At 43.7% G+C, this 23,934-nt stretch carries 20 protein-coding genes; 18 read left to right on the top strand and 2 right to left on the bottom strand.

Annotated elements, in window-relative coordinates; all coding sequences use genetic code 11:
- Window positions 1–263 precede the first annotated feature (263 nt).
- From AC1DE7_RS06105 to AC1DE7_RS06095, 3 genes are read left to right on the top strand one after another with little or no spacing between them, the layout of a single operon-like run.
- Window positions 264–1,118: an ABC transporter permease gene (locus AC1DE7_RS06105; protein ID WP_036671100.1), complete on the top strand. Its 855-nt coding sequence runs from the start codon at window positions 264–266 to the stop codon at window positions 1,116–1,118.
- Between the two features lie 27 nt (window positions 1,119–1,145).
- Complete coding sequence (locus AC1DE7_RS06100) at window positions 1,146–2,075, top strand: carbohydrate ABC transporter permease (protein ID WP_036615892.1); 930 nt, start codon at window positions 1,146–1,148, stop codon at window positions 2,073–2,075.
- 20 nt (window positions 2,076–2,095) lie between these two features.
- Complete coding sequence (locus tag AC1DE7_RS06095; RefSeq protein ID WP_101313765.1) at window positions 2,096–3,754, top strand: ABC transporter substrate-binding protein; 1,659 nt, start codon at window positions 2,096–2,098, stop codon at window positions 3,752–3,754.
- Window positions 3,755–3,978: 224 nt separating this feature from the next.
- Here AC1DE7_RS06095 and AC1DE7_RS06090 read toward each other — a convergent pair whose 3' ends face one another.
- Window positions 3,979–5,121 carry a family 8 glycosyl hydrolase gene (locus tag AC1DE7_RS06090; RefSeq protein WP_477533938.1) on the bottom strand — a complete coding sequence of 381 codons (1,143 nt, stop codon included), beginning with the start codon at window positions 5,119–5,121 and terminating at the stop codon, window positions 3,979–3,981.
- A gap of 288 nt (window positions 5,122–5,409) precedes the next feature.
- Between AC1DE7_RS06090 and AC1DE7_RS06085 the strand changes: the two genes are divergently transcribed.
- The 13 genes from AC1DE7_RS06085 (at window position 5,410) to AC1DE7_RS06025 (ending at window position 20,020) form a co-directional block, all read left to right on the top strand.
- Window positions 5,410–6,693 carry an SGNH/GDSL hydrolase family protein gene (locus AC1DE7_RS06085; RefSeq protein WP_127548530.1) on the top strand — a complete coding sequence of 428 codons (1,284 nt, stop codon included), beginning with the start codon at window positions 5,410–5,412 and terminating at the stop codon, window positions 6,691–6,693.
- Between the two features lie 41 nt (window positions 6,694–6,734).
- Complete coding sequence (locus AC1DE7_RS06080) at window positions 6,735–7,517, top strand: alpha/beta hydrolase (RefSeq protein ID WP_477533937.1); 783 nt, start codon at window positions 6,735–6,737, stop codon at window positions 7,515–7,517.
- Window positions 7,518–7,579: 62 nt separating this feature from the next.
- Window positions 7,580–8,215: a glycoside hydrolase family 11 protein gene (locus tag AC1DE7_RS06075; protein WP_036615877.1), complete on the top strand. Its 636-nt coding sequence runs from the start codon at window positions 7,580–7,582 to the stop codon at window positions 8,213–8,215.
- A gap of 133 nt (window positions 8,216–8,348) precedes the next feature.
- Window positions 8,349–9,188 (top strand): formylglycine-generating enzyme family protein, encoded by an 840-nt coding sequence (locus tag AC1DE7_RS06070; RefSeq protein WP_101313768.1) that lies wholly within the window; start codon window positions 8,349–8,351, stop codon window positions 9,186–9,188.
- A 350-nt stretch (window positions 9,189–9,538) separates the two neighbouring features.
- Complete coding sequence (locus tag AC1DE7_RS06065; RefSeq protein WP_101313769.1) at window positions 9,539–10,654, top strand: response regulator transcription factor; 1,116 nt, start codon at window positions 9,539–9,541, stop codon at window positions 10,652–10,654.
- 4 nt (window positions 10,655–10,658) lie between these two features.
- Window positions 10,659–12,440: a sensor histidine kinase gene (locus AC1DE7_RS06060; protein WP_101313770.1), complete on the top strand. Its 1,782-nt coding sequence runs from the start codon at window positions 10,659–10,661 to the stop codon at window positions 12,438–12,440.
- Between the two features lie 13 nt (window positions 12,441–12,453).
- A complete protein-coding gene (locus AC1DE7_RS06055; RefSeq protein ID WP_340982550.1) occupies window positions 12,454–13,995 on the top strand; it encodes a response regulator in 1,542 nt (513 codons plus the stop codon).
- A 139-nt stretch (window positions 13,996–14,134) separates the two neighbouring features.
- Window positions 14,135–15,790, top strand: coding sequence for a type 2 periplasmic-binding domain-containing protein (locus tag AC1DE7_RS06050; protein WP_036671131.1), 1,656 nt, complete (start codon window positions 14,135–14,137; stop codon window positions 15,788–15,790).
- 112 nt (window positions 15,791–15,902) lie between these two features.
- Window positions 15,903–16,868, top strand: coding sequence for an ABC transporter permease (locus AC1DE7_RS06045; protein WP_017688458.1), 966 nt, complete (start codon window positions 15,903–15,905; stop codon window positions 16,866–16,868).
- Window positions 16,869–16,880: 12 nt separating this feature from the next.
- Window positions 16,881–17,783 (top strand): carbohydrate ABC transporter permease, encoded by a 903-nt coding sequence (locus AC1DE7_RS06040; RefSeq protein WP_017688457.1) that lies wholly within the window; start codon window positions 16,881–16,883, stop codon window positions 17,781–17,783.
- A 282-nt stretch (window positions 17,784–18,065) separates the two neighbouring features.
- Entirely contained in the window at window positions 18,066–18,440 is a 375-nt protein-coding gene (locus AC1DE7_RS06035) for a response regulator transcription factor (RefSeq protein WP_036615858.1), read from the top strand.
- Window positions 18,430–19,065, top strand: a complete 636-nt coding sequence (locus tag AC1DE7_RS06030) for a chemotaxis protein CheC (RefSeq protein WP_076253050.1) — start codon at window positions 18,430–18,432, stop codon at window positions 19,063–19,065. Before AC1DE7_RS06035 ends, AC1DE7_RS06030 begins: the two co-directional genes overlap by 11 nt.
- Complete coding sequence (locus tag AC1DE7_RS06025) at window positions 19,058–20,020, top strand: sensor domain-containing diguanylate cyclase (RefSeq protein WP_036671133.1); 963 nt, start codon at window positions 19,058–19,060, stop codon at window positions 20,018–20,020. Before AC1DE7_RS06030 ends, AC1DE7_RS06025 begins: the two co-directional genes overlap by 8 nt.
- Before the next feature lie 722 nt (window positions 20,021–20,742).
- Here AC1DE7_RS06025 and AC1DE7_RS06020 read toward each other — a convergent pair.
- Window positions 20,743–21,087 carry a winged helix-turn-helix transcriptional regulator gene (locus AC1DE7_RS06020; RefSeq protein ID WP_074095086.1) on the bottom strand — a complete coding sequence of 115 codons (345 nt, stop codon included), beginning with the start codon at window positions 21,085–21,087 and terminating at the stop codon, window positions 20,743–20,745.
- Between the two features lie 266 nt (window positions 21,088–21,353).
- On the opposite strand from AC1DE7_RS06020, the gene AC1DE7_RS06015 reads away from it, so the two are divergent.
- Together AC1DE7_RS06015 and AC1DE7_RS06010 are read left to right on the top strand one after the other, a co-directional pair.
- Window positions 21,354–22,457 (top strand): Gfo/Idh/MocA family protein, encoded by a 1,104-nt coding sequence (locus tag AC1DE7_RS06015; RefSeq protein WP_477533936.1) that lies wholly within the window; start codon window positions 21,354–21,356, stop codon window positions 22,455–22,457.
- Window positions 22,458–22,573: 116 nt separating this feature from the next.
- Window positions 22,574–23,920: an NtaA/DmoA family FMN-dependent monooxygenase gene (locus tag AC1DE7_RS06010; RefSeq protein WP_477533935.1), complete on the top strand. Its 1,347-nt coding sequence runs from the start codon at window positions 22,574–22,576 to the stop codon at window positions 23,918–23,920.
- The last annotated feature ends 14 nt before the right edge of the window (window positions 23,921–23,934 follow it).

Below are 23,934 nucleotides of genomic sequence, written 5' to 3'. Positions count from 1 at the left end.
CTCGGGAACTATATTCGCTATTTGTACTTTCTCAGCGTAACTGTACCTTTACGCATCTCCAGCGCAATCTTATGATTACTCAAAAAGTAAGCGCTACCAAGTTGAGCTGAAGTTCAGCACGATTTGGAGCCAAGAATGGGGGGATGATTCTGAGAACCACAATGACCAGTGAATCAAAGTCCGTGGAGAAACCAAGTAAACCGTTTGCCTTGAAGCAAGCATTATCCAGAAGCTGGAGGCGACATTGGCAGCTATATCTGCTGATCCTGCCACCGATTGCTTACTTTATTATTTTCAAGTATGTACCTATGGTGAATGCGGTCCTGGCATTTAAAGATTACAACGTCATCAAGGGGATCTGGGGCAGTCCGTGGGCCGGAACCAAGTATTTCGAATTACTTTTCAAAAATCCGGCGTTTGTCATGCTGATCAAGAACACGCTCTACATTTCGTTTTACAGCCTGATCGTTGGCTTCCCGATTCCTATATTACTGGCGCTCGCGCTGAACGAAATCAAAAACATACGATTCAAAAAAACAGTACAAATGGTGACGTATGCTCCATATTTCATCTCTACCGTTGTTATGGTCTCCATCATTATGCTCTTTCTGTCTCCTAGGCTGGGTATTGTCAACACGATTGCAGGCGCCCTTGGTTTCGAAGCAGTGAATTTTCTCGGTGAGCCTGGACTGTTTCGATCCATCTACGTATTCTCCGATGTGTGGCAGGGAATGGGGTACTCCGCTGTGATATATCTGGCTGCTCTGGCAGGTGTTGATCCATCCCTGTATGAAGCCGCCAAAGTGGATGGAGCCAACCGAATACAGAAAATCATCAATGTTGATCTGCCTGGACTACTTCCGGCAGCCGTCATCATTCTGATCCTGAGTGTAGGGAATATCATGGCTGTTGGGTTCGAAAAAATATATTTGCTGCAAAATCCGCTCAACCTGTCTGCTTCGGAGATCATCTCCACGTATGTCTATAAAATAGGATTGCTGAATGCCAATTACAGCTTCGCTACTGCGGTTGGCCTGTTCAACTCGGTGATTAACCTGATTCTGCTATTAATTGTAAACGCGGTCGCCAAGCGACTGTCCAATACAAGCTTATGGTAACGGGAGCGAAAGGAGGAGAATCAACCCATGCCTAACACACAGACAAATGCAGGTCGTTCGCGGATCAAGAGCAGCAGTACGATTCGTGAATCCTGGGGAGACCGCGTATTTATAACGGTTGTTTACTTCATGTTGACAGTGGTGCTGATTGCCGTGCTGTATCCCTTGATATATATTGTGAGTTCTTCGCTCAGCAGCCCTGCTGCCGTCTCCTCGGGAAAAGTCTGGTTGTGGCCCATTGACCTGACGTTTGACGGTTACAAGTCTGTATTGCGGAATGATCAAGTCCTTACCGGTTATGCCAATTCCCTTTTTTATACAGCCTGCGGCACCTTCATCAGCGTGGCACTGACCATTATGATTGCTTATCCATTATCCAAAAAAACGTTTGTTGGTCGCAGCTCGTTAATGATGTTTATTACCTTCACCATGTTGTTCTCAGGCGGTTTGATCCCTACCTATCTGGTGGTCAAAACCATGGGACTGATTGATACCCGTTGGGCGTTGCTGATTCCCAATGCCGTCTGGGTATGGCAAGTCATCATTGCCCGTACCTTTTTTCAGAATTCGATACCGGAAGAATTGTCCGAAGCAGCAGACATCGATGGCTGCAGTGACATCCGGTTTATCTTCAGTATTATCCTGCCACTCGCCAAACCGATTATCGCCGTGTTGTCACTTATGTACGCTGTCGGTCAGTGGAATGCATACTTTGACGCCCTCATCTATCTGAAATCACAGTCGCTCTATCCGCTACAGCTGATATTACGTAGCATTCTTATTCTGAACAGCAGTACGGGGAGCATGGATGCATCGGAAATGATCAAACAGCAGCAGATGGCTGAACTCATGAAGTACTCGTTAATTGTGATGGCCAGCTTGCCGGTGCTAATCATCTATCCTTTTGTTCAACGGTATTTCGTGCAAGGTATGCTGATTGGCTCAGTTAAAGGATAAGTTCATTTTTTCTATTATTCATGAAGGAGAGGATTATATTGAAAAAAGCGGGATTCATCATTCTTGCCTGTATGCTGTTTACCTCGTTGGTACTTGCCGGATGTTCAAGCTCTGATAAGGGGAACGGGGAAGGCAGCGATCCGTCAGGCAAGACGGCCATTAATGTGTTTGCTCACCAGGGTTCGGATACCAACCTGTCCACTAACAAATTCACGAAGAAAATGGAAGAGAAGTTTGATATTCAGTTCAACTGGACTACGGTTCCATTCGACGGTGCAGCGGAGAAAAGACAGATTTCACTGGCTTCCGGTGATTATCCGGACTTGTATCTGCTCATCCCTTGGGTAGATCGTTTCTCCCAGACAGACTTGTTGAAGTTTGGTCAGCAGGGGGTTATTTTGCCGCTGAATGATCTGATTGAGGAGCATGCTCCCAATATTAAAAAAGTACTTGAGAGCAATGACTATTATCGGGCCATGAACACTGCTCCTGACGGAAATATCTATGGTCTGACGGGTCTGAATGAATGTTTTCACTGTTCATACCCCAACAAGATGTGGGTCAACACCAAATGGATGGAACAACTAGGCCTGACCGAACCCACGACGACAGAAGAATTTAAGGAAATGCTTCGGGCATTTAAAACGAAAGACCCGAACGGGAACGGTAAAGCCGACGAAGTACCGCTAAGCGGTTCGACTGAAAATTTCGGTGTGCACATTATTCCGTACTTGATGAACGGTTTTATCTATGACGACGATCGGAATTATCTCATTGTCAATCAGGGGAAAGTGGAGACCGTAGTGAACAAACCGGAGTGGAAAGAAGGGCTTGCCTATATTAAATCCCTGTACGATGAAGGGTTGATTGATCCAGGGGCATTTACCCAAAACGTCGGGGCCTTCAAAAAAATTGGAGATAACGCTGATGCACAGCTTCTCGGTGCGGGAGCAGCGATGCATCCATCATTATTCGTAACCACTGCCGAAGGTTCTCCTTACGGGAATGATTACAATCCCATCCCTCCATTGAAGGGACCCCATGCTGCTTATGCTACGTACAACTATCCGATTGATCCCGGAGCGTCTTTTGTACTGACAAACAAAGCCAGTGAGGAAACACAGATCGCGGCCATAAAGCTACTGGATTATCTCTATACCCAGGAAGGAACCATGGCATCATATCTGGGAGAAGAGGGCGTAAGCTGGCGCAAACCACAAGAAGGAGAAGTGGCGCTCAATGATCAGATTGAGCCGTTATATAAAGCCATTCCGCTTCCTTCTGGAGAAGAACCTCGTAATGACAGTTGGGCTGCATTGAGTCAGTACAATCATTATCAGGCATATCGGGACTCCGAAGTACAGGGGACAGACATCTATGCCAATGATGGTGGTGAGCGACGTCTCTATGAGGCGACATTGTTAATGGAGGGCAAGGAACCAAAAGAGATTTTCCCTCATTGGGCATTGTGGGTAGATCCGTCCCAAGCTGATGAAGCCAGCATGATGCAGACCAATCTCAAGGATTACATCGATCAGAACGCCCTGCAATTTATTACTGGCGCCAAAAGTCTGGATAAGGATTGGGATGAATATGTGAAAGGCCTGGAGGGATTGAACATGAATCGATATCTGGAGATTATGCAGTCTTCCTATGATACTTCTTCTGTTTCCAAATAATTAAAGTATCTGAATCATACAGAGCGGGAAAAGTTACTGCCTTTATTTGCACAACCAAACGCGTTCCCGGTTCGCAGTCAACATATGCGAGCCGGGAACGTTTTTTATTGATATAGATTAAATCGTAATATCATTGCATCCTTCTTAAAATTCAGTGATTGGACCTGTCCTGCAAGCCAAACGTTCACAGGGCAGGTTCAACGGCTCGTGCACATTCTCTTAGTTTAGTACATGCGATATCTTCCGCTTAGAGCGAGCATGCTGAAAAAATACAGGCAATTGTCGTAATAACGTCGCTCTCCCTGACGCAAAGGTGTGTTCCAGAACTTGCGAACGAATGTGTCAGCATGTGGACCTTCCGCAGCCAGTGAAGCCATGGCATTGGTAGCCAGCAAACCTACAGGATGCAGTGAAGGTTCGTCGAAAGGTTCACCTTCTATTGTATAACGACGATAATCGGACATTTCAATATCACTGAAGAAGGATTGAATCCGATTGGATTGTTCGATCTGCCAGTGATCCTTGCGGAACCATTCCCAGTCCAGCGCTATATTTGCAGCAACACGGTAGGCATCACTGTAAAAATGTCTGAAATCACCATACGGCTGTATTGGAGCCGGAGAGCCGTCATAGTTCGCATATTCAGGTGATAGTCCGGTTACGGGATGGCAGGCTGTATGAAGGTAAGCTCTACTAGCGGCAGCCGCTTCTTTCCAGAAGCGCTGATCTTCTTCATCCGCATATTTCGCGAATAGCTCATAAAAATGAGGCAGATGGTAGGATGGGTCGCTAAACGGTGTTTCTGGTATGAATTTGATCAGTTTTGTTTCCGGGTCCCACATGGGATGGCCTTCGCCGTCTTCGCCTTGATGTATACATGCACGAAGGATTTTGCGGGCTTGTGCCTTGTAATCATAAGGTTCAGCGCCATCGCCCCAGCGGTTGGAGGCAAAAAAAAGCGCCATGGCAAAAAACTCCTCACCATCAGGAGCAGGACCTTGCGAGAGTCGGGTTCCGTCAGGCTTGCAATGCCAGGCAAAATAATCTTTATAACGACCCGCTTTATGTTGCATAAACGAGTGTGAGAAATTCCAGAGTCGATCAAATTCCTCCTTTTTGTCCATCTGAACAGCCATCATCATGCCATAGGACATGCCCTCGGAGCGAACATCGAGATTACCAGTGTCCAGCAAATAACCCTTGCCCTCACCCATGGGGTAATATATTCGAGTATTGTCATCGCCGTAAAACAGCTCGTTCCATGTTTCTTCCAATCTGTTCGTGATCTCATTCTCATCGTAGCCTAGCTTCAAGAACAGATTTGTATATGTACCCGTATCCCACGCGCCTTGACCCGTGATATTCATGAGTATCCTCCTTCATCAATGCGGTTTTTCAAAATTATAACATGGAAATAGTATACAAATTAAAGCGTTTACATGAAAAATTATAGGTGTTCAGATCTGCATGTCATTGTACTCAAATTAAAATGATATATTGGTTAAAATCCTATACTTTGTCAGGTTGTTGTAAAATTATGTAAGGGATACACTTTGGGAGAAGGATCACATCTGATCTAATAATACAAGCTGTGATTCTTTATAAGTTGTTTGAGGATGGTCAGAATCTAAACCGGAAGGATGTGATGATGATTTATGCTCCAGGATTCAGGAGATGCAGGTGAAAACACGGAATTCACTGCACCGCGCGATCCAGTTGGAGTGACAGCGTCGGCAGTCAAGCCCGCAATTGATTTTGAGTCACCTAGATATCGCGACATGATTGGCCGATCTCTTCTGAACAAAGGGAATAATGTCAGATTAAAACGAGCCATTGAGAAGGCAAAAAACGGCGAACCTGTCGTTATCGCTTATATTGGAGGCTCCATTACCCATGGTGCTGGTGCAGTACCTATTCATCTCCAAAGTTACGCTTATCGGTCGTATGAGTCGTTCAAGTTTATGTTTGCGCTTTCAAAAGATAGTCCGATTCATCTGATTAAAGCAGGTGTGGGTGGAACTCCTTCAGAACTGGGGATTGTACGTTATGATCGTGATGTGCTGAGGGGAGGTGCCGTTCAGCCGGATATTGTCATAATCGAATTCGCAGTCAATGACGCAGATGATGAAACCCAAGGTAAATGTTACGAGAGTCTGGTACTCAAAGCACTTACTGCCGATAACAAGCCAGCGGTCATCTTGTTATTCAGTGTATTCGAAAATGACTGGAATCTACAGGATCGTCTCGCTCCGGTAGGCTGGCATTATGATCTGCCAATGGTAAGTGTGAAAGATGCTGTCGTAGATCAGTTCAATAAGACAAAAGGTGAAGGCAACGTTATTTCCAAAAAGCAATTTTTCCATGATATATATCATCCAACTAACATAGGGCATCGAATTATGGCCGATTGTTTGGAATATTTGTTCGACGTGACGAATCGTTCTGAGTGGGATGAGAAAGATCATGATATTGAAAAAGCTCCGCTAATTGGAAATGAATTTGTTAATGTGAAGCTGTTGGATCGGAAAAACGGCAATCATATTGCCCGAATCGATGCAGGCTCTTTTTGTAAAACGGACACGGATCTGCAGATGGCTGAGATGGATGCTCATGACTATGGTACACCTCAGTTCCCCAACAACTGGATGCGTACAGGAGAGGGAAAAGAGGATCAGAGTAGCTTTCGGATAAGTTTGCAGTGCAAGCGCCTCATTCTGATCTTCAAGGATTCTGGTAACGATGAATTCGGAACTGCACATATCAAGGTAGATGGGGTATTTGTCCAAAAAGTCGATCCGCGTCAAGTGAACTGGACCCATTGCCATGCCACACTTCTGCTTAACGAAGAGCATGTGGGGGAGCACTCCATCGAGATCGAAATGGCGGAAGGCCATGAACATAAATGCTTCACTATTCTGGGTTTTGGCTATGTGGATTAACTGAAGACTGATAGTCACTCATATGTTCGGAGGAAAAGAGAATGGAATTGATCTCACCAGCAGTAACGGGATATGACCAGTATCGGGAGAATATACCACGTGGAGTCATGGAGACGGTAGAGTATCCTTCCACCACGGTTGGCAATTCCCGTAAAGCGATGGTGTACACCCCACCAGAATTTTCTTCGACAACGATGTATCCTGTACTTTTTCTTTTGCATGGTATTGGCGGAGACGAAACCGAATGGCATACTCATGGATCTCCGCAAATTATTCTCGATAATCTGTACAACGATAATATGCTTGAACCGATGGTTATTGTTTTCCCCAACGGTCGCGCAATGTCGAATGATCGAGCCGTAGGAGACCTGTTTGAACCTGAGAAAATCAAAGCATTTAAACGGTTCGAATCCGATCTGCTCAACGATTTGATACCTTACATGGAGTCGAACTACCCTTTGCATAAAAGCCGGGATAAAAGGGCGATTGCTGGTTTATCCATGGGTGGAGGTCAATCCTTAAATATCGGATTAAATAATCTAGACCATTTTGCATGGATCGGTGCTTTCTCTGCAGCCCCAAACACCAGAAGTCCGGAGCTACTTGTCCCTGATCTTTCGAAAGCGCCTTCATTACTCTCGCTGTTATGGATCTCTTGCGGTGAACAGGACAATCTTATAGAGATTAGTCTTGGGGTTCACCAATATTTGGCGCAACACGGAGTACCTCACATTTGGCATGAGGAAAGTGGAGGACATGATTGGCCCGTGTGGAAGAACGATTTGTATCTGTTTTCGCAACGTCTTTTCAAGTGTATTTGCTGAAGAACATTCATATCGGATTGTAGCATCAACCAAATCTATTAAAATATCAGGAGGTATAATCTATGTTTAAATTTAGCAAAAAATTGTTAACCGTTGTTCTTGCAGCTTCCATGAGTTTTGGTGTCTTCGCAGCCACATCGAGCGCAGCAACAGATTATTGGCAAAATTGGACAGATGGTGGAGGAACGGTCAACGCCGTGAATGGATCGGGCGGGAATTACAGCGTGAATTGGCAAAATACCGGGAACTTTGTTGTCGGGAAAGGGTGGACATACGGTACGCCTAATCGAGTGGTCAATTATAATGCCGGCGTATTCTCTCCTTCAGGTAACGGCTATCTCACCTTCTATGGTTGGACTAGAAACGCTCTAATTGAATATTACGTGGTGGATAGCTGGGGAACGTATCGTCCTACCGGAACGTATAAGGGCTCGATGACTAGTGATGGCGGCACATATGACATCTATACAACGATGAGATACAATGCACCTTCCATTGATGGTACTCAGACTTTCCCTCAGTATTGGAGTGTTAGACAGACCAAGAAACCAATCGGAGTCAATTCTACCATCACGTTCAGTAATCATGTGAATGCATGGGCGAGCAAAGGGATGTACTTAGGCAACAGCTGGTCCTATCAGGTGATGGCAACGGAAGGTTATCAAAGTAGCGGAAGCGCAAACGTGACGGTTTGGTAAAAATGATGTGATGCAGTTCAACTTCTGCACCTGCATTTGAAATTCAATTTTCCGGTAGCGTTGAGTAACGTTATTCTCCAGACTAACGGACCTCGACGTTGCCGGATTTAAGCTAGTAAAGGAGAATAATTGAATGAAGAAGCTGGTATGGTTAACTTTAATCGCTATAGTTGTTAGTCTAAGTGCTTGTTCAGCAAGTAATACGAAATTAAGCGATGACTTGGTATTCGTCGAAGGAGGAGCCTTCAAGAGCAGTAAGCCGAGTCAGATCGATAGGAATGAAACGCTGGATTCCTTCTATATTGGCAAATACGAAGTAACTCAAAAAGAATGGATGGAGGTTATGGGGGAAAACCCTTCTGGCTTCAAGGGAGATGACCTGCCTGTTGAAATGGTCAGCTGGTATGACGCAGTGGAATACTGTAATCAAAAAAGTATAAAAGAAAACCTGAAACCTTATTACAATATAGATAAAGACAACCAGGACACGAATAATCACAATGAAAATGACACTATAAAATGGAATGTAACGATCAACGAGGACGCCAACGGTTACCGTTTACCCACAGAGGCAGAATGGGAATACGCTGCAAGCGGAGGTCAAAAGAGCTTAAATTACACATACAGCGGAAGTAACAATCCTGATGAAGTTGCTTGGTACTGGGTAAATGCCGGCGAGAACATTCTGACGGGTGACTGGAGCTGGCCCGCTATTGAGAGCAACCGTAATCAAACCAAAAAAGTCGGAACTCAGAAGGCGAATGAGTTAGGAATCTATGATATGTCTGGGAATGTGAGAGAATGGTGCTGGGACTGGTACAGCGATTCGGAGAGTCCCAATCAATCCTGGCGAGTTGTGAAAGGCGGAGGCTGGATCGGCGGTGTCAATAACAATGAAATATCATTTCGAGGCAAATTTGATGCAAATGGTTTTGGTCCCGATCAAGGATTCCGTATTGTGCGTGGAGAATGAAAACTCTTTTACCTGGCAATAGATTACTTCTGATCTAAACCTATACTTTGTCGGGTGAAAACCTATAGTTTAACAGGTTGTTGTACCAAAATGTAAGCGTTACACTTGAATTGTTATCCCGGCACTTCGCTAAAATCGGAGCGTTCTTATAGTACGGTCCGATGGAACCATGTTCTATGTTATTGATAAATGACGATGAGACTGGTAGAAATTTTGTTCTCCAAAGTTGTACGAGCAGACAACAATCCTGCTGTTGTTCTGCTGTTTAGCGTTTTCAGAACAACTGGAATCTACCTATTGATATAGATAAAATACATGCAGCTGATCAAGGATAAAAGTGAGGTGAGCTAATGTACAAGGTCATTGTCGCGGATGATGAGCCGTTTATGCTAGAAGGATGGAGAACAATGATTGACTGGCGAGCTTGTGGATATGAACTCTGCGGAACGGCAACAGATGGGGAGGAAGCACTTGCTTTATTCAACTCGGTTGAACCGGATCTTGTCGTCACGGATATTCAAATGCCTGTTATGGATGGTCTTGGTTTGATTCACACCTTGCGAGAAGATCTCGCCTATACCTCTAAAATTGTTATCGTTACAGGATACTCCGATTTTAATTACGCGAAGCAAGCCATACGGTATCAGGTCGATCAGTACGTGCTTAAACCTCTTGTTCCCGAGGAGATTCATCAAATCCTTATGGACATGATTGAACCTCTGGACAAACGCAGAAATGAGCAAAAACAGCAAAATGGAGTCATGGTTACAGATGAAGCCTATGAGAATCATCTTAATGAATATCTAATAAGCGAAGAATATGATTTAGAGCAAATGATGAACATCTCCAAAGAGATCTTGGCGTTGATTGAAGCAGAAAATACGTATTCTATCGATATTGCAGTGAGTGCACTATTAGAGAAAAGTGAGAAAGCAGAGGTTTCGTTGGAATGGATACATCATGTCATCCGATATATCCATGGGGAGTTGCTACGTAAATATGGAAAAAGAGAGGGTTGCAGAGAAATACTATGTGAAAAAGATTGGCATGAGGCTGCGAGTTGGTCTTCCGGCACATTGCAAGACCTGTGTGTTCGACTGTCCAAGCAACTTTCCCAGTCTGAATTGAAGCAAAAGACGGGTACGGGAGGGCTGGTTGCAGAAGCAGTGAATGAATTGAAGCAGCACTATCGAAGTAAAATTAAATTACAGGATGTAGCTAATCGTATTCACGTGAATTCTGCCTACCTGGGTCAACAGTTCAAGCGGGAGATGGGGGTCAGTTTCAGTGACTATGTGCACCAGCTTCGTGTTGAGGAGGCCCGTAAACTCCTGCGACGTACCAATATGAAGATCACTGACATTGCATTCAGGCTAGGATATCATGATGCTGAATATTTCACCCAAAAGTTCAGAGCGCATACAGGGGAGCTTCCGTCAGTCTATAAAAACAAAAACCAAGGGTGATTATATGCGTCATAAATTCTGGATGTTCAGTAAGGTTAATGATATTCCTCTCCGATCCAAATTTCTGCTTATTTATGTACTTAGTATTCTCCTTCCTGTAATAACGATTAATATCTTCTTTTATGAACGAACCTCTGCGGATATCAAGATTAGAGAACAGGAAAATCTACGTAAATCCATCGACAGGGCTGCGGGGGAACTGCTAGGCATGATTGATGAGAGCGTTGCCCTGAGCCGAATTATTGCAGCAGACGATTCGCTCTATGAGGCACTGGATCGGACCTATCACTCCCCCGTGGATTATTACAACGTCTACCATGCATTCCTGCGAGATAAATTAACACGGTACATGTCAGCGAATATTCTGGAGGTGCGTATCTATACGGATAACGATACCATTCAGACGGGCAGTCATTATATCGTGATGAAAGACAAGAATGTACTCCCTGGATTGAAACAGCTGAAATCCACCAGTGGAGGCATTCTTGTCGTTGATTATATTGAGCCATCCGGATTTAACGCGGGAAGAAGAATCAGTGTGATTGGCAAAATGGATACCTATACTTCCTATGCCAATTACAACAAGTATTCCAAGATTGATCTGGAACTTAGCCGGGTGTACAGCATTTTAAATCGTGAATCAGACAGTCTTCAGCTGCGTCTGGTGGACAGCAACAATCGAACTGTCGTTTCAAGTGGGGATTTCAGCGAAACCGACTTATCCCCCCTTGATAATGAATCAATGCTCAAGGAATCTGGAGATTCTGCTTACACGCTCGAAAAATCGTTGGGGAATCTAGCCTACCTAAAGGGTTGGAAATTGATTGGAGTTGCCGATACGCGTCACCTTGACCACCTTTTGCAAGAAGCCTTTAAATCAATTCTGGGGTTGCTCGCATTAAGTATCGTGGTCCCCTCTGTATTGATCTACATTATTTTGCGTTCCTACCACTATCGGATTCGCAAGTTGTCAAGACATATGGAGAAGGTTCGTAACGAACGATTCGATCTGATTGAAATTCACGAAGGCCGCGACGAAATTGGCGGGCTTATTCGTACATTTAACATCATGATTGGTAAAATTCATACGCTGATTAATGACGTATATAAACTGGAAATCCGCCAAAAAGATCTGGAGCTGGATCAAGTGAGAACTGAATTGTCCATGCTCCAGAGTCAGATGAATCCCCATTTTTTATTTAACACATTGAATGCCTTGCTAGTCGTTAGTACAAAGAATGGATATACGGAAGTAATTGAGATTATTAAAAGTCTGTCCAAGCTGATGAGACAGTTGCTCAGTCATTCTGACAATCTGATTCCTTTGCAAGAAGAGCTACAATTTACGAATCTTTATCTCCAGATTGAGAAGTTTCGCTTTGGAGAGCTGTTTGATTACACCTTCGAGGTTGATCCTGATGCAGCTTCGTTGCTTATTCCCCGCATGAGTATTCAACCGCTCGTCGAAAATGCCTGCAAACACGGCTTGCAGGCGCGAAAAAATGGAAGACAGATCAAGATAACGGCGAGTCGAAACACTTCTGAACTGGTTATTCAGGTGATCGATAATGGAATCGGTATGGATGCAGGGAGATTAACCGAGCTCCTGCGAGATATTCGTTCTGAAAGACCCAGGAACGGCGAGCATGTAGGACTCCGCAATGTCTACCGCAGGTTGGAACTCTTTTATGAAGGAAATGCGATATTTGATCTAAGCAGTGTACCTGGAAAGGAAACTATTGCAGGGTACCGTATACCGATCTCCAAGCTGGAACAGAGGAAATAGGAGGTAAACTCTCATGTATAAAGTGCTGTTAGTCGATGATGAACCTTATGCCATTGAAGGGTTACAGCTTCTGATCAATTGGGAAAAGTATGGTTTTGAAATCAGAGGTGTGTGCGCCAACGGTGAGGAAGCCATTCGGATGATGGAACAAGATCGACCTGATCTCGTGGTGACAGACATTCGTATGCCTGTGATGAATGGGCTGCAACTTGTAGAAGAAGCACGACGATTGGAACATGAGTCTGTGCTGTTTGTCATCACGAGTGGATACAGTGACTTTAATTATGCCAGACAAGCTATTCGATTAGGTGTCTCTAACTATTTAACCAAACCGGTTGATAGTACAGAAGCAGAGGATATGTTGGTCCGTCTCCGTATGCAATTGCAGGAGCGTGAAACCCAGGAGCGTATAAGGGAACATGCAAACGAGCAAAGGATCAAAGCGTTTTTGTCCGCACTGATTAAGGATAAGCAAAATATATCGGAGGAGGAGATGTCAGAGATACCTCCTCGTTTAAACAAGTCCCATTGGGCATACCTGCGGATAGCCTTTCAGGGAGATATTCAGGAAGTCTGTCCAGTAGTCGAACAAACGGCTGAAGAAACAACTTGCTGTTATGTGATAGACAGAACAAGAGACTCATTGGGACTTGTATGGGGGGAGGAAACGAATGATAGAAATGAGACGTTTGAAGCAATTAAAGCTTTTACCCAGCGTTTAATGAATAATATGCAACATAACGGCTGCGGAGATATTCATATCGCGGTTGGATTAACGGTCAACAAACTGGAGCATTTATCTGAATCCTTCCGCTCCGCTCAGGAAGTTGGGCGTTATTTGTTTTTTAATCAAGAGCATCTTTTGTTTGCCGAAGATATTCAGCTGGAGAATTGGCAGTTTGATCCGGAAACGCTGTCAGAGGTGGACCATATTTGCGATTTGCTTGAAAACGGTTCTGTGGAGGAACTCTCGTCTGCGATTCGGAGTGCTTTTGAACTGTTTGTACAGATGAAGGCTGCGCCAGAGATTGTACATATTTTCTCTACCCATATTATATTCCGCGGATTGTCCCTGTGCAGAGAATTAGGAGGAGAACCTAATGCTCTAATGAACGAATTGGCGAGCGGAATTCTGGAGAAGGGCCATCGAAATATAGAAGAGGTTGCTAACAATCTGGAACATTTCTGTTTACAATGCAAGTCAGCACTGGCAATTTTCCGGGAGAGGCAAATGGGTGGCATCCAGGCGACGGTTGCTGAATATGTGCAGATGCATTACAGGGAGACATTTACGATCCAGGAGCTCGCAGAACGATTCTACGTGAATCCTGTCCATTTAGGGCAATCCTTTTTGCGAAAGTATGGTAAGGGTGTAATCGAGGTAGTACATGATCTAAGAATGGAAGAAGCGAAGCGTCTGCTCCAGCAGACGAATCAAACATCCAGTGCGATTGCGGAGCAAGTAGGGTACCGCAGTTACCAGCATTTTCTCAGACACTTCGAAAAACGAACAGCCATGAAACCAGTAGAATACAGGCAAAAGTATGCGAATTGATCCATGGAAAAGAAGAACCCCTCCTGAATAAGACCTACAATTACAGGGGGGTAGACCTTAAATGTATATATTTTGTAACCGCATACATTTCTTCATACTAAAAACAGTAAGACATACCACTTCCAAGGAGGGCAAGTACATGGGGGGACTTAAGAAAAAGAAGCTTTGGGGTTCCGTATCACTCGTTCTGGCTTTGAGTTTGGCACTGGCAGGATGCAGCGGTGACAATGAGAAAGCGACTACAAAGGATGGGAAAGAGGTACTGAACATCTCGGCCTTTATCGGAACGCCAAATCAGGCGCCAGCTAAAGATAACCGAATCTACAAGAAGATTCAGGATGAACTCGGCGTTAATCTTGAGATGGAGTTTCTAGTAGGTGATCTTCAACAGAAGTTGGGCGTTATGATTGCCGGGGGCGATTTCCCGGATCTGATCACAGCAGACACCAAGTTGGTCTCAGCGGGTGCGGTTATTCCGCTCGAAGATCTCATTGAAGAGCATGCACCTAATCTGAAGAAACATTTCGGTAAAGACTGGAACCGGATGAAAGATTCCAGTGACGGACATATTTACTGGTTGCCTAACTATGGAGTGTATACAGGAGAGTTCATTAGTAACTATTATTCTGGTCCTGCATTCTGGATCCAAAAGTCCATACTGAAGGATGCCGGGTACCCAACTCCTAAAACGTTGGATGATTTCACAAAGTTGGTCCGTGATTATGCAGCCAAGAATCCAACTATTGATGGTCAACCAACGATTGGTTTCACTACATTGGCTTCAGACTGGCGGACGTTCCCTTTGCTTAACCCACCTGAACATCTTACGGGTCACCCCAACGATGGGGGCGTAGTCGTAGATGATAGTGGAGTCGCAACCGTTTTTGCCGACAAAGATATCTCCAAACGGTATTATAAGGAACTAAACAATCTGTACAACGAGGGATTGCTGGATAAAGAAGCCTTTGTTCAGAACTACGATCAATATCTGGCCAAAATTTCTTCGGGACGTGTGCTTAGTATGTTCGACCAGCACTGGAATTTCCAAGCCGGCGAAGACCCACTCGTAGCACAGGGGAAAATTGGCCAGACATACGTAGGCTTCCCGCTTGTCTATGATACAAGTATCACAGATCATTATCTGGATCGTCCGGTCATTAACTTGAACAATGGTTTTGGTATCAGTAAAGATGCCGAAGACCCTGTCGCACTGATCAAATTCCTCGATAAGCTTATGGACGAGAAGTACCAGAAGCTCTTGTCATGGGGTGAAGAGGGTGTAGACTACCAAGTGAATGAAGAGGGAAGATTCTATCGTACACCAGAGCAACGGACAGAGCAGGATGATCCAGCATGGAGATTGGTTAACAAAGCTGAAGGTTTCTACGCTGCTGCACCGAAGCTCGAAGGAACATTTGAAGATGGCAATGCAATTGGAGCGATCAACCAACCTGAGGAATTCTATGACAACCTCAAACCGGAAGATAAAGAACTTCTGGATGCATACGGCTTCAAAACGTGGAGTGACTTCTTCTCTCCTGCACCAGAAAATCCAGTGTACTATCCAGCATGGCAGGTCGATCTGAAAGAAGGCTCTGATGCTGCGGTAGCGAACAAACAAATGACAGACACTTCATTGAAATTCTTGCCTAAAGCAATCATGTCAAAACCGAATGAGTTCGATAACATTTGGACTGAATATGTAGACGCTTACAAGAAGATCGATGTCAAATCCTATGAAGATCGAATTAATGATCAACTGAAATGGAGAATCGAGAACTGGTCTGTTAAATAAAAAAATGCGGCAATGATTCTCTCGGAAGGTATCAACCAAAGGATTACTCAGGCGAGTGCCTTCCGGGGACATCATGCTTAAAGTCGCTGCAAGCCAATAGGAGGAGTGAAAGATGGCGAACACGCCTGGAGCCATACCAGAGCAAACCACCCGTACAGTCGTTCCCAAAGCACCACTGTTAAAACGATTGCGCGGACAAAGACAACTCATGTTCATGTCATTGCCCATCGTTGCGTACATTCTCGTATTCTCGTATTATCCCATTTGGGGCTGGGTTATGGCCTTTCAGAATTACAGTCCTGCGAAGAGTTTCACGCAGCAGGAATGGGTCGGGCTCAAACACTTTAAGTTTTTGCTAACAGACGATGCATTTCTTAACGTGCTTCGTAATACCATTGCGATGAGCGTCATCAATATGGTGCTCGGATTTGCGACAGCAATTATATTTGCCATTTTACTTAATGAGATCAAACATAAGTTATATAAACGAACCATTCAAACAATATCGTATTTACCTCACTTTCTCTCATGGATTATTGTGACAGGTATCGTAGCAAGTTCACTATCTGTAGATGGTGGGATTGTGAATGTGGTACTCATGAAGCTGCATATCATTCAAGAACCTATCATGTGGCTTAGCGTTCCGGAATACTTCTGGGGCATTGTAGGCGCATCCCATGTATGGAAAGAAGTTGGCTGGAATGCCATTATTTATTTGGCGGCCATCACGTCTATCGATCCTTCCCTCTATGAAGCGGCAGAGATTGATGGTGCGAACCGATATAAGAAAATGCTGTATGTGACCTTACCCGGAATCAAATCCATTGTTATCATTTTGCTGATCATGAATATGGGCTGGATTTTGGAAGCTGGATTCGAGGTTCAGTATCTGTTAGGTAATGGTGTGGTTGTCGACTGGTCACAGACGATAGATATATTTGTCCTGAAGTACGGACTACAGATCGGGAATTATTCTTTGGCTACTGCGGCAGGTATCTTCAAAACAGTAGTTAGTATCACGCTGATCTTTGCGGCGAATTCAATTTCCAAACGGCTCGGGGAAGACCGATTAATATAAGGGGGACTAGAGATGGGAATCAATAAATCTCGGCTTGAACCGATTGTCTTCCATACGTTAAATGGTATACTGATGATCGCAATCGCGATTGTTACCCTGTATCCGTTTGTGAATACACTCGCCGTATCATTCAATGCCGGTAATGACACCATCCGGGGTGGGATTTATCTGTGGCCTCGGGTATGGACAGATCAAAACTACAGAGCAGTATTTGCAGGAGGGACCATCTTCAGCGCCTTTGGTATATCTGTGGCGAGAACGGTTTTGGGGACAGTTTTAAGTCTATTCTTAACCTCCATGCTGGCTTACACACTAAGCCGAAAAGATTATATATTACGAAAGCCCATTACCATTACAGTTGTTCTTACGATGTATTTTAGTGCAGGTCTTATTCCAACTTACTTCCTAATGAAAGATTTGCATTTGTTAAACAACTTCCTGGTGTACATTATTCCTGGGCTGATCAGTGCCTTTAATATGATTGTTATTCGAACTTATATCCAGACACTACCCGAGGGATTGATCGAATCCGCCAAAATCGATGGTGCTGGAGATTTCAGAACATTCATTTCCATTATTCTACCGCTGTGCCAACCGGTTCTTGCTACTGTTGCACTGTTCATTGCAGTCGGTCAATGGAATTCTTGGTTTGATACGTTTCTGTATGCATCTTCCAAACAAAACCTAAGCACGTTGCAATATGAGTTGATGAAACTATTATCATCTTCTATGAATTCCAACAGCAGTGCAGCCGTTGCCAATGGTGCAGATCTTGGTGCGGCGCGTAACATGGTCACACCTGTATCTATTCGGGCAGCGATTACGATTGTTGCGGCATTACCCATCTTAGTCGTATATCCATTTTTGCAGAAGTATTTCGTTCATGGCTTGCAGCTTGGAGGGGTAAAAGAGTAAACTTAATGCAGTTCCAGATAACCGATCAAAAACGGTCACTAGGTGACCGTTTTTTCATGTTTTTTAAACGGCAGACCTTAGTATGTCAATTGCACACGAATCGAACTTATTCAATAATGTTGTTGACAATTAAATTAAAGTTACTATAATTTATATTTACTTGATTCACCAGTCAGTCTCTTTTCAGGGTGCCACTGCGCGCGAAAGCCCTATATCAAGAACTGTCCACAGCGCCTGACCATCCCGAGCCCTTACCACTTTATCAAGGAGACTGAAGAGAAAATGAAAGTATTAATCGTGGAAGACTCCATTTTCGTACAGAAATTACTTACAAAGCTGATTGTTGATCATATTCCAGAATGCGAGATTCAGATTGCTAATAATGGAGAGCAAGGATACAACCTATTCAAGGAATTTCAACCTGATTTTATAACCACCGACCTGCTAATGCCTGGTTTGAACGGACAAGAAATGCTTCGAATGATTCGAGAAACGGATAGCAATGTCAAAATTATTATCTTATCCGCAGATATTCAGAAGACAACTAGGGATGAAGTTGAAATGTTAGGCATTTCTGGTTTTCTGAATAAACCGTTAACCGCAGAGAAGGCAACTACCATGATTCAACTGATTCAGGCGGCCTATCATGCTGAATGATTTACAGAAGGATTTGCTTACTGAACTAGTGAACGTTTACGTGGGACAAGCGGCTAACATGTTGTCAGAGATTGTAGACAAGCGTATCGTTTTGAATATTCCGGAAGTGGAACTAATCTCCATATCCGATGTTGATCCTGGAGATCGAAGATACAACATTTTCTTTAGTGAAGGTCACCTGTTTAGGTCATCCTTACAGTTTGGATACGAATTTCAGGGAAAAGCATTTCTGATGTTTCCTGTTGAGCAGGCTAAAGTATTGGCAAACATCTGTCTTGGAGAACTGGGTGAGAGCGTTATACCGAACGATCCGAACCTGATGGATACGGATTTGGACGTTTTGAAGGAAGTTAGCAATGTCCTGCTTAACGCCATTATTGGAGAATTCGGTAATTTCCTCGAGATCAAACTGGAATACGTCCTGCCTGATATTGAACTGATCTATGTCACCAATTCCGATCAACAAATATTGCTTCAGAATGAAGTTTATGTCCTGGTTTTACATACCTCGTTTTTACTTGCCGATACGGATGTGACAGGTATCATTGTCATAGCACTGAGTATGAACTCCATATCGAGCCTGCTGGCCAAAATGGACGCTTTGTTGGAGGCGGGCAATGGATAATCTTATTTCACAAGCTTTGAACAAAGCCCATATGGGAATAATGATCGTGGACAGGCATTTGAAAATTGTTGTGTGGAATGCCTGGTTGGAGCGCTTTACTGGCAAGAATGTAGAAGAGGTAGTAGGCTTGAATCTGCTTGAGGTCTGCCCACGGTTTAAGTCGAACATGTATTTAAATATTTTGCAAAATGCGCTGTATCATGGACAGAGCAGATTTTGCTCAAGCGCGTTACATAAGGCATTCATTCTTCCTAATGAAGGAGAGGATGAACAATTATTCAGACAAAATATGCATGTTGAACCGCTCTATCATGAAGATCGGAGTTATGCCCTTATTCAGATTACTGACATGACTAACACCAATACCAGGGTATATAAACTTAAAAATCTGATCAAAGAACTGGAGACGGAGTACGCCAAAATCAAAATCTCCGAGAAAATCAGCAAGCATTTGTCTTTGCATGATCCACTTACCGGTCTGCCTAATCGTCTTGCTTATAATGACCGTCTTGCCTGGGCCATCAGTAATGCCAAAAGAAACCATAACAAACTAGCCGTCATGTTTGTGGATGCTGATGGGTTTAAACAAGTGAATGATACATATGGACACCATGTTGGCGATCAAGTGTTGCTGGAAATGGCAAAGCGATTAAGTGAAACAATTCCAAGTGCGGACACTGTAGCTCGGCTTGGCGGGGACGAATTCATCATTTTAAGCCATCTGAAAGATGATCACGATGCTGAAGTCATCGCCAAAAGATTGGAAGCTGCATTCAGTACCCATTTCAAGATTGCCGGAAACTATATCAACCTTTCGATGAGTATTGGTATCAGCCTATTTCCCAAGCATGGACAGGAGCCTTCCGAACTTCTGAGACATGCGGATGGAGCTATGTACAAGATTAAAAAGAATGGCAAGAATGGTTACGGAATTTATGAACCTGAAAATGCTTAAGAAATCTAAAAATGTCTTTTAATAAAGTTGCTATAATAGCAACTTTATTTGTCTATACAATTAACATAAGAAAAAATATGTTTTTTCTATGAATAATATTTTTTACGTATGAAGATGAGAAAATAATTATTGAGTAAAGTAGTAATAAATCAGCCAGTGATACTTATAAAGGAGTGCACATATTGAATGTAATAGATGGATCGATAATCGTACTTTTGCTGTTCAGTTTCTATATTCTATTACTGTACGGAATGCCGATTATCTTAATCATAGTGGGGTATTTCATATTTAAAGGGTACAAGAAGCGCAGGGGTATGAAGACGAACGATAAGTCGGTGGCTCCTGATGGTCAGCAAGCTAATATTAAACCATAGGATTAATAGTTGATATCACAATATTGAGCGGGACCAGAGTAAGGCCCGATGGAGAGCCGCTATATTAGCGGCTTTTTTGGATTTTATTAAATAAGAAGAAGTCTGAAAGAGGCGATAGTCAGAACAGTACCAAAAGCAAGGAGAAAAACGCCTCTAAACTTGATGCCCATCATATCGTATTCATGAAGTTCATCCTTCGTACGATTAAAAGGCCATGAATTGGGTCGTCTCATTGCTCTAACTCCAAAGAATAAACCAATCATTCCAAGTGACAGAAAGAAAAAGAAGAAAAACATATCATCCCCCCTTTAACAAAGATAAGTAATATGGAAGCCTAGTTTAAGTTGCCTAGCCGTATTCTTTGCCAAAGTCCTCCATCTTTTCAAGGATCGGTAGTAACTTCATTCCCTTGTCTGTTAACGAATACTCAACTCGTGGAGGAACTTCCGGATATACATCGCGTTGAATAACACCATCATTCTCTAACTCTTTAAGCTGCTTTGTAAGGGAGCCTTGAGACAGATCTCCAAGGAATTTTTTGATATCCGTATATCGCCGTGTTTCGTCTTTTAGGTACCATAAGATAAAATATTTCCAACGCCCAGAAAGGACATTCTGAGTAAAAGCTATGGCGTACATGTCACTTTTTCCATCTATAAACTCTTGTTCAAATCCTTCATTGCAAACTCTCATTCATATCACTCCTGATCCAAAGGTACAAAAAGATGTACTATGTTCATTTAAATTGCCCTCTTTGCTAATAAAACAAATACACCTATGATGGTGTCAACACCAAAACAATTTTAGTTTACCTAAAATATGAAAGAATAATTAATGTTATCTCGATTGAATAGTTAGCAAGCTAAGTAAATATATCATAGAAATGAGTGACTGATAAGGGCTGGAGACAAACCGATATTCGATCATACTGTAAATTTTAACAAAGGAGATGTTTAACAATGAGTAAAAAAATTCGTACAGGTATCATAGGGGCATCCATTAATAACGGGTGGGCGAGTGGAACACATATTCCAGCTATTCAGCATTTGGATGAATTCGAGCTTACAGCGGTTGGGACAAGTAATATGGTGAGTGCAAAGAAAAGCGCAGAAGCTTTCTATGCAGATCACGGCTTTGATAATATGAAAGAGTTGGCTCAGCATCCTGATGTGGATATGGTCGTTGTCAGTATTAACGTCAAGGAACATTATAACGCCGTTAAAGCCGTTGTACCTGCTGGCAAACCAATCTATTGTGAATGGCCACTGGGTTCGAATACAGAGCAAGCCTTGGAAATGCAGGAATGGGTAGCGTCCGCACAACAGCCAAATGCGATTGGATTACAGGCTAGACAAGCCCCGGCCGTTCAATATGTAAAAGATTTATTGGCAGAAGGTTATGTGGGTAAAGTGTTATCTGCCAACCTGAAGATCGCCATTGATGGCATGGGTGGCGTTGGTGACAAGTCGAGTGCGTACTTGTATGACCGGAAAGTTGGAGGGAACTTGCTGACCATTGTAGGGGGCCATAATCTGGATGCCTTCACTTACATGCTTGGGGACTTTACAGAATTGTCTGCCACCACAGCTCAACAGTTTCCAGAAGTTGAATTGGTAGATATTCAGAAAGTCATCAAGAAAACAACGGATGATCAGATCATGATTACAGGAAAATTGACTAATGGTGCAGCAGCCAGCGTTCATATTCAAGGTGGAGTCAAACATCAGACAGGACTCACACTTGAAATTTTCGGAGACAATGGCACGATTGTGCTGAGCGCCCCGGCATCCATTCAATTCGGATCACACCAATTACGCGGTGCAGGATCTACGGACAACGAGCTTCGTGAACTACCCATTCCCGATGCCTATTACTCGGCTCCACATTCTTTATATAACGACTCCGGAATTGTTCTGAACATGGCTCAGGCTTATCGTAAGTTTGCCAAAGATATTCAAGAAGGTACTACCTTAGCACCTAATTTCGCGGATGCGGTGAAACTACATCAGTTACTGGATGCCGTCGAGAAATCAGCCCAGACCGGTGAACGTCAATATCTATAACCCTCACTAAACGGAACAAAATCTGATCCATCCATATACTTAGCATGCTAAATATATTCACGCTATAGTAAGGGCACAAATATCTGTGCCTGTCCAGAACGAAGGAGAAAATCGTTATGAAAAAAAGAAGTGAAATGCAACTGGCTTTACAGATGGTTTCGGGTTATGGAGCCGAATTTAGCGCATGGAGAATGCCTGGCACGGATCCTGCAGCTTACACCAATATGGATAGTTATGTAGAACGGGCTAAATTAGCTGAACAAGGAAAATTTCAAATGATTTTCATCGCTGACACTCCAGGATTATCCAATAATTTAGGCCCACAGACACCTATGTTTCCTATGGACCCCATGTTGGCACTGATGGCAGTAGCAAGAGAGACACAACACATCGGGCTTGTGGCTACCCTCTCTACAACATTTAATTCTCCCTACAACATTGCACGTCAGTTCAAAGCACTGGATGTTATCAGTCATGGACGTGTGGGATGGAATGCAGTTACCACATCCGATCCCCTAGCGGCTGCTAATTTCGGTGCCAGGGTTGAAAATCGCCAAGAGCGCTATGACAAGGCGCATGAAAGCATACAAATTGTTCAGGCCTTGTGGGGGAGTTGGGAACCAGACGCTTGGACGTTAGATGTAGAAGGAGGGGAATTTGCGGATATGGACAAAATCCAGCCTATTAACCTTCAGGGTCAATATTATGCATCTCGTGGTCCTTTGCCCATTCCGCCCTCTGAGCAAGGGCAGCCAGTGATTTTCCAGGCAGGGGGAGGAGGTGAAGGATTAGAATTAGCTGGGAAATATGCTTCCGGAGTGTACGCCAATCCTTATGATATTACTTCTGCCCTTGAACACAGACAAGCGATAAGGCAAAGTGCTGCCCGTTTTGGTCGAAACCCCGATGATATCAAAATGTTTGCTGGTTTTATGTTTTCTCTGGCTTCAACGGAGGAAGAAGCTCTGGATCGTCGGAAACAGCTTATGAGTTTTAATCCTCAGGAAATTCCCAGCAGGGTAAGTTACCTCGGCTCCATGGTTGGTTTACCCTTATCGGTAAACTCCGTAGATATAGATCAACCTTTAGCGCCAGACTTGTTGAAAAATGCATATGCCAACCCCATGGACCCACGTTCTCCGAGAGCCTTAAAGTTATTAAAAGAAGGACTCTCTGTAAGGGATGTTCTCGCTCACGGGGTCATCAACTATCATCCGGTTGTTGCAGGCACCCCGACACAGGTTGCTGACTTCTTGGAAGAATGGTTTTTGGCTGAAGCATGTGACGGATTCTCAGTCGTGCCCGATGTATCTTTTGATGGCGTTGCAGATTTTGTGAATCAGGTAGTACCTATCTTGCAGGAACGCGGTTTGTTCCATAAGGAATACGAAGGAAAAACACTACGCGAGAATATGGGCGTTCCTTACGAATACGGATTGCAGGAACATGGAATCAACGAATAAAGGAGAGCTTTTTA

The organism is Paenibacillus sp. 10L310, from assembly GCF_056395745.1.
The sequence above is the reverse complement of the archived record's forward strand: the minus strand, read 5'-3'. Positions and strand labels throughout refer to the sequence as shown.

Coding starts and splice junctions, on each gene's coding strand:
- AC1DE7_RS06045 (WP_017688458.1), top strand. CDS start 15,903: ATGGCGAACACGCCTGGAGCCATACCAGAGCAAACCACCCGTACAGTC.
- AC1DE7_RS06095 (WP_101313765.1), top strand. CDS start 2,096: ATGAAGGAGAGGATTATATTGAAAAAAGCGGGATTCATCATTCTTGCC.
- AC1DE7_RS06020 (WP_074095086.1), bottom strand. CDS start 21,087: ATGAGAGTTTGCAATGAAGGATTTGAACAAGAGTTTATAGATGGAAAA.
- AC1DE7_RS06030 (WP_076253050.1), top strand. CDS start 18,430: ATGCTGAATGATTTACAGAAGGATTTGCTTACTGAACTAGTGAACGTT.
- AC1DE7_RS06100 (WP_036615892.1), top strand. CDS start 1,146: ATGCCTAACACACAGACAAATGCAGGTCGTTCGCGGATCAAGAGCAGC.
- AC1DE7_RS06035 (WP_036615858.1), top strand. CDS start 18,066: ATGAAAGTATTAATCGTGGAAGACTCCATTTTCGTACAGAAATTACTT.
- AC1DE7_RS06055 (WP_340982550.1), top strand. CDS start 12,454: ATGTATAAAGTGCTGTTAGTCGATGATGAACCTTATGCCATTGAAGGG.
- AC1DE7_RS06075 (WP_036615877.1), top strand. CDS start 7,580: ATGTTTAAATTTAGCAAAAAATTGTTAACCGTTGTTCTTGCAGCTTCC.
- AC1DE7_RS06080 (WP_477533937.1), top strand. CDS start 6,735: ATGGAATTGATCTCACCAGCAGTAACGGGATATGACCAGTATCGGGAG.
- AC1DE7_RS06010 (WP_477533935.1), top strand. CDS start 22,574: ATGAAAAAAAGAAGTGAAATGCAACTGGCTTTACAGATGGTTTCGGGT.
- AC1DE7_RS06065 (WP_101313769.1), top strand. CDS start 9,539: ATGTACAAGGTCATTGTCGCGGATGATGAGCCGTTTATGCTAGAAGGA.
- AC1DE7_RS06015 (WP_477533936.1), top strand. CDS start 21,354: ATGAGTAAAAAAATTCGTACAGGTATCATAGGGGCATCCATTAATAAC.
- AC1DE7_RS06060 (WP_101313770.1), top strand. CDS start 10,659: ATGCGTCATAAATTCTGGATGTTCAGTAAGGTTAATGATATTCCTCTC.
- AC1DE7_RS06040 (WP_017688457.1), top strand. CDS start 16,881: ATGGGAATCAATAAATCTCGGCTTGAACCGATTGTCTTCCATACGTTA.
- AC1DE7_RS06090 (WP_477533938.1), bottom strand. CDS start 5,121: ATGAATATCACGGGTCAAGGCGCGTGGGATACGGGTACATATACAAAT.
- AC1DE7_RS06050 (WP_036671131.1), top strand. CDS start 14,135: ATGGGGGGACTTAAGAAAAAGAAGCTTTGGGGTTCCGTATCACTCGTT.
- AC1DE7_RS06070 (WP_101313768.1), top strand. CDS start 8,349: ATGAAGAAGCTGGTATGGTTAACTTTAATCGCTATAGTTGTTAGTCTA.
- AC1DE7_RS06085 (WP_127548530.1), top strand. CDS start 5,410: ATGCTCCAGGATTCAGGAGATGCAGGTGAAAACACGGAATTCACTGCA.
- AC1DE7_RS06025 (WP_036671133.1), top strand. CDS start 19,058: ATGGATAATCTTATTTCACAAGCTTTGAACAAAGCCCATATGGGAATA.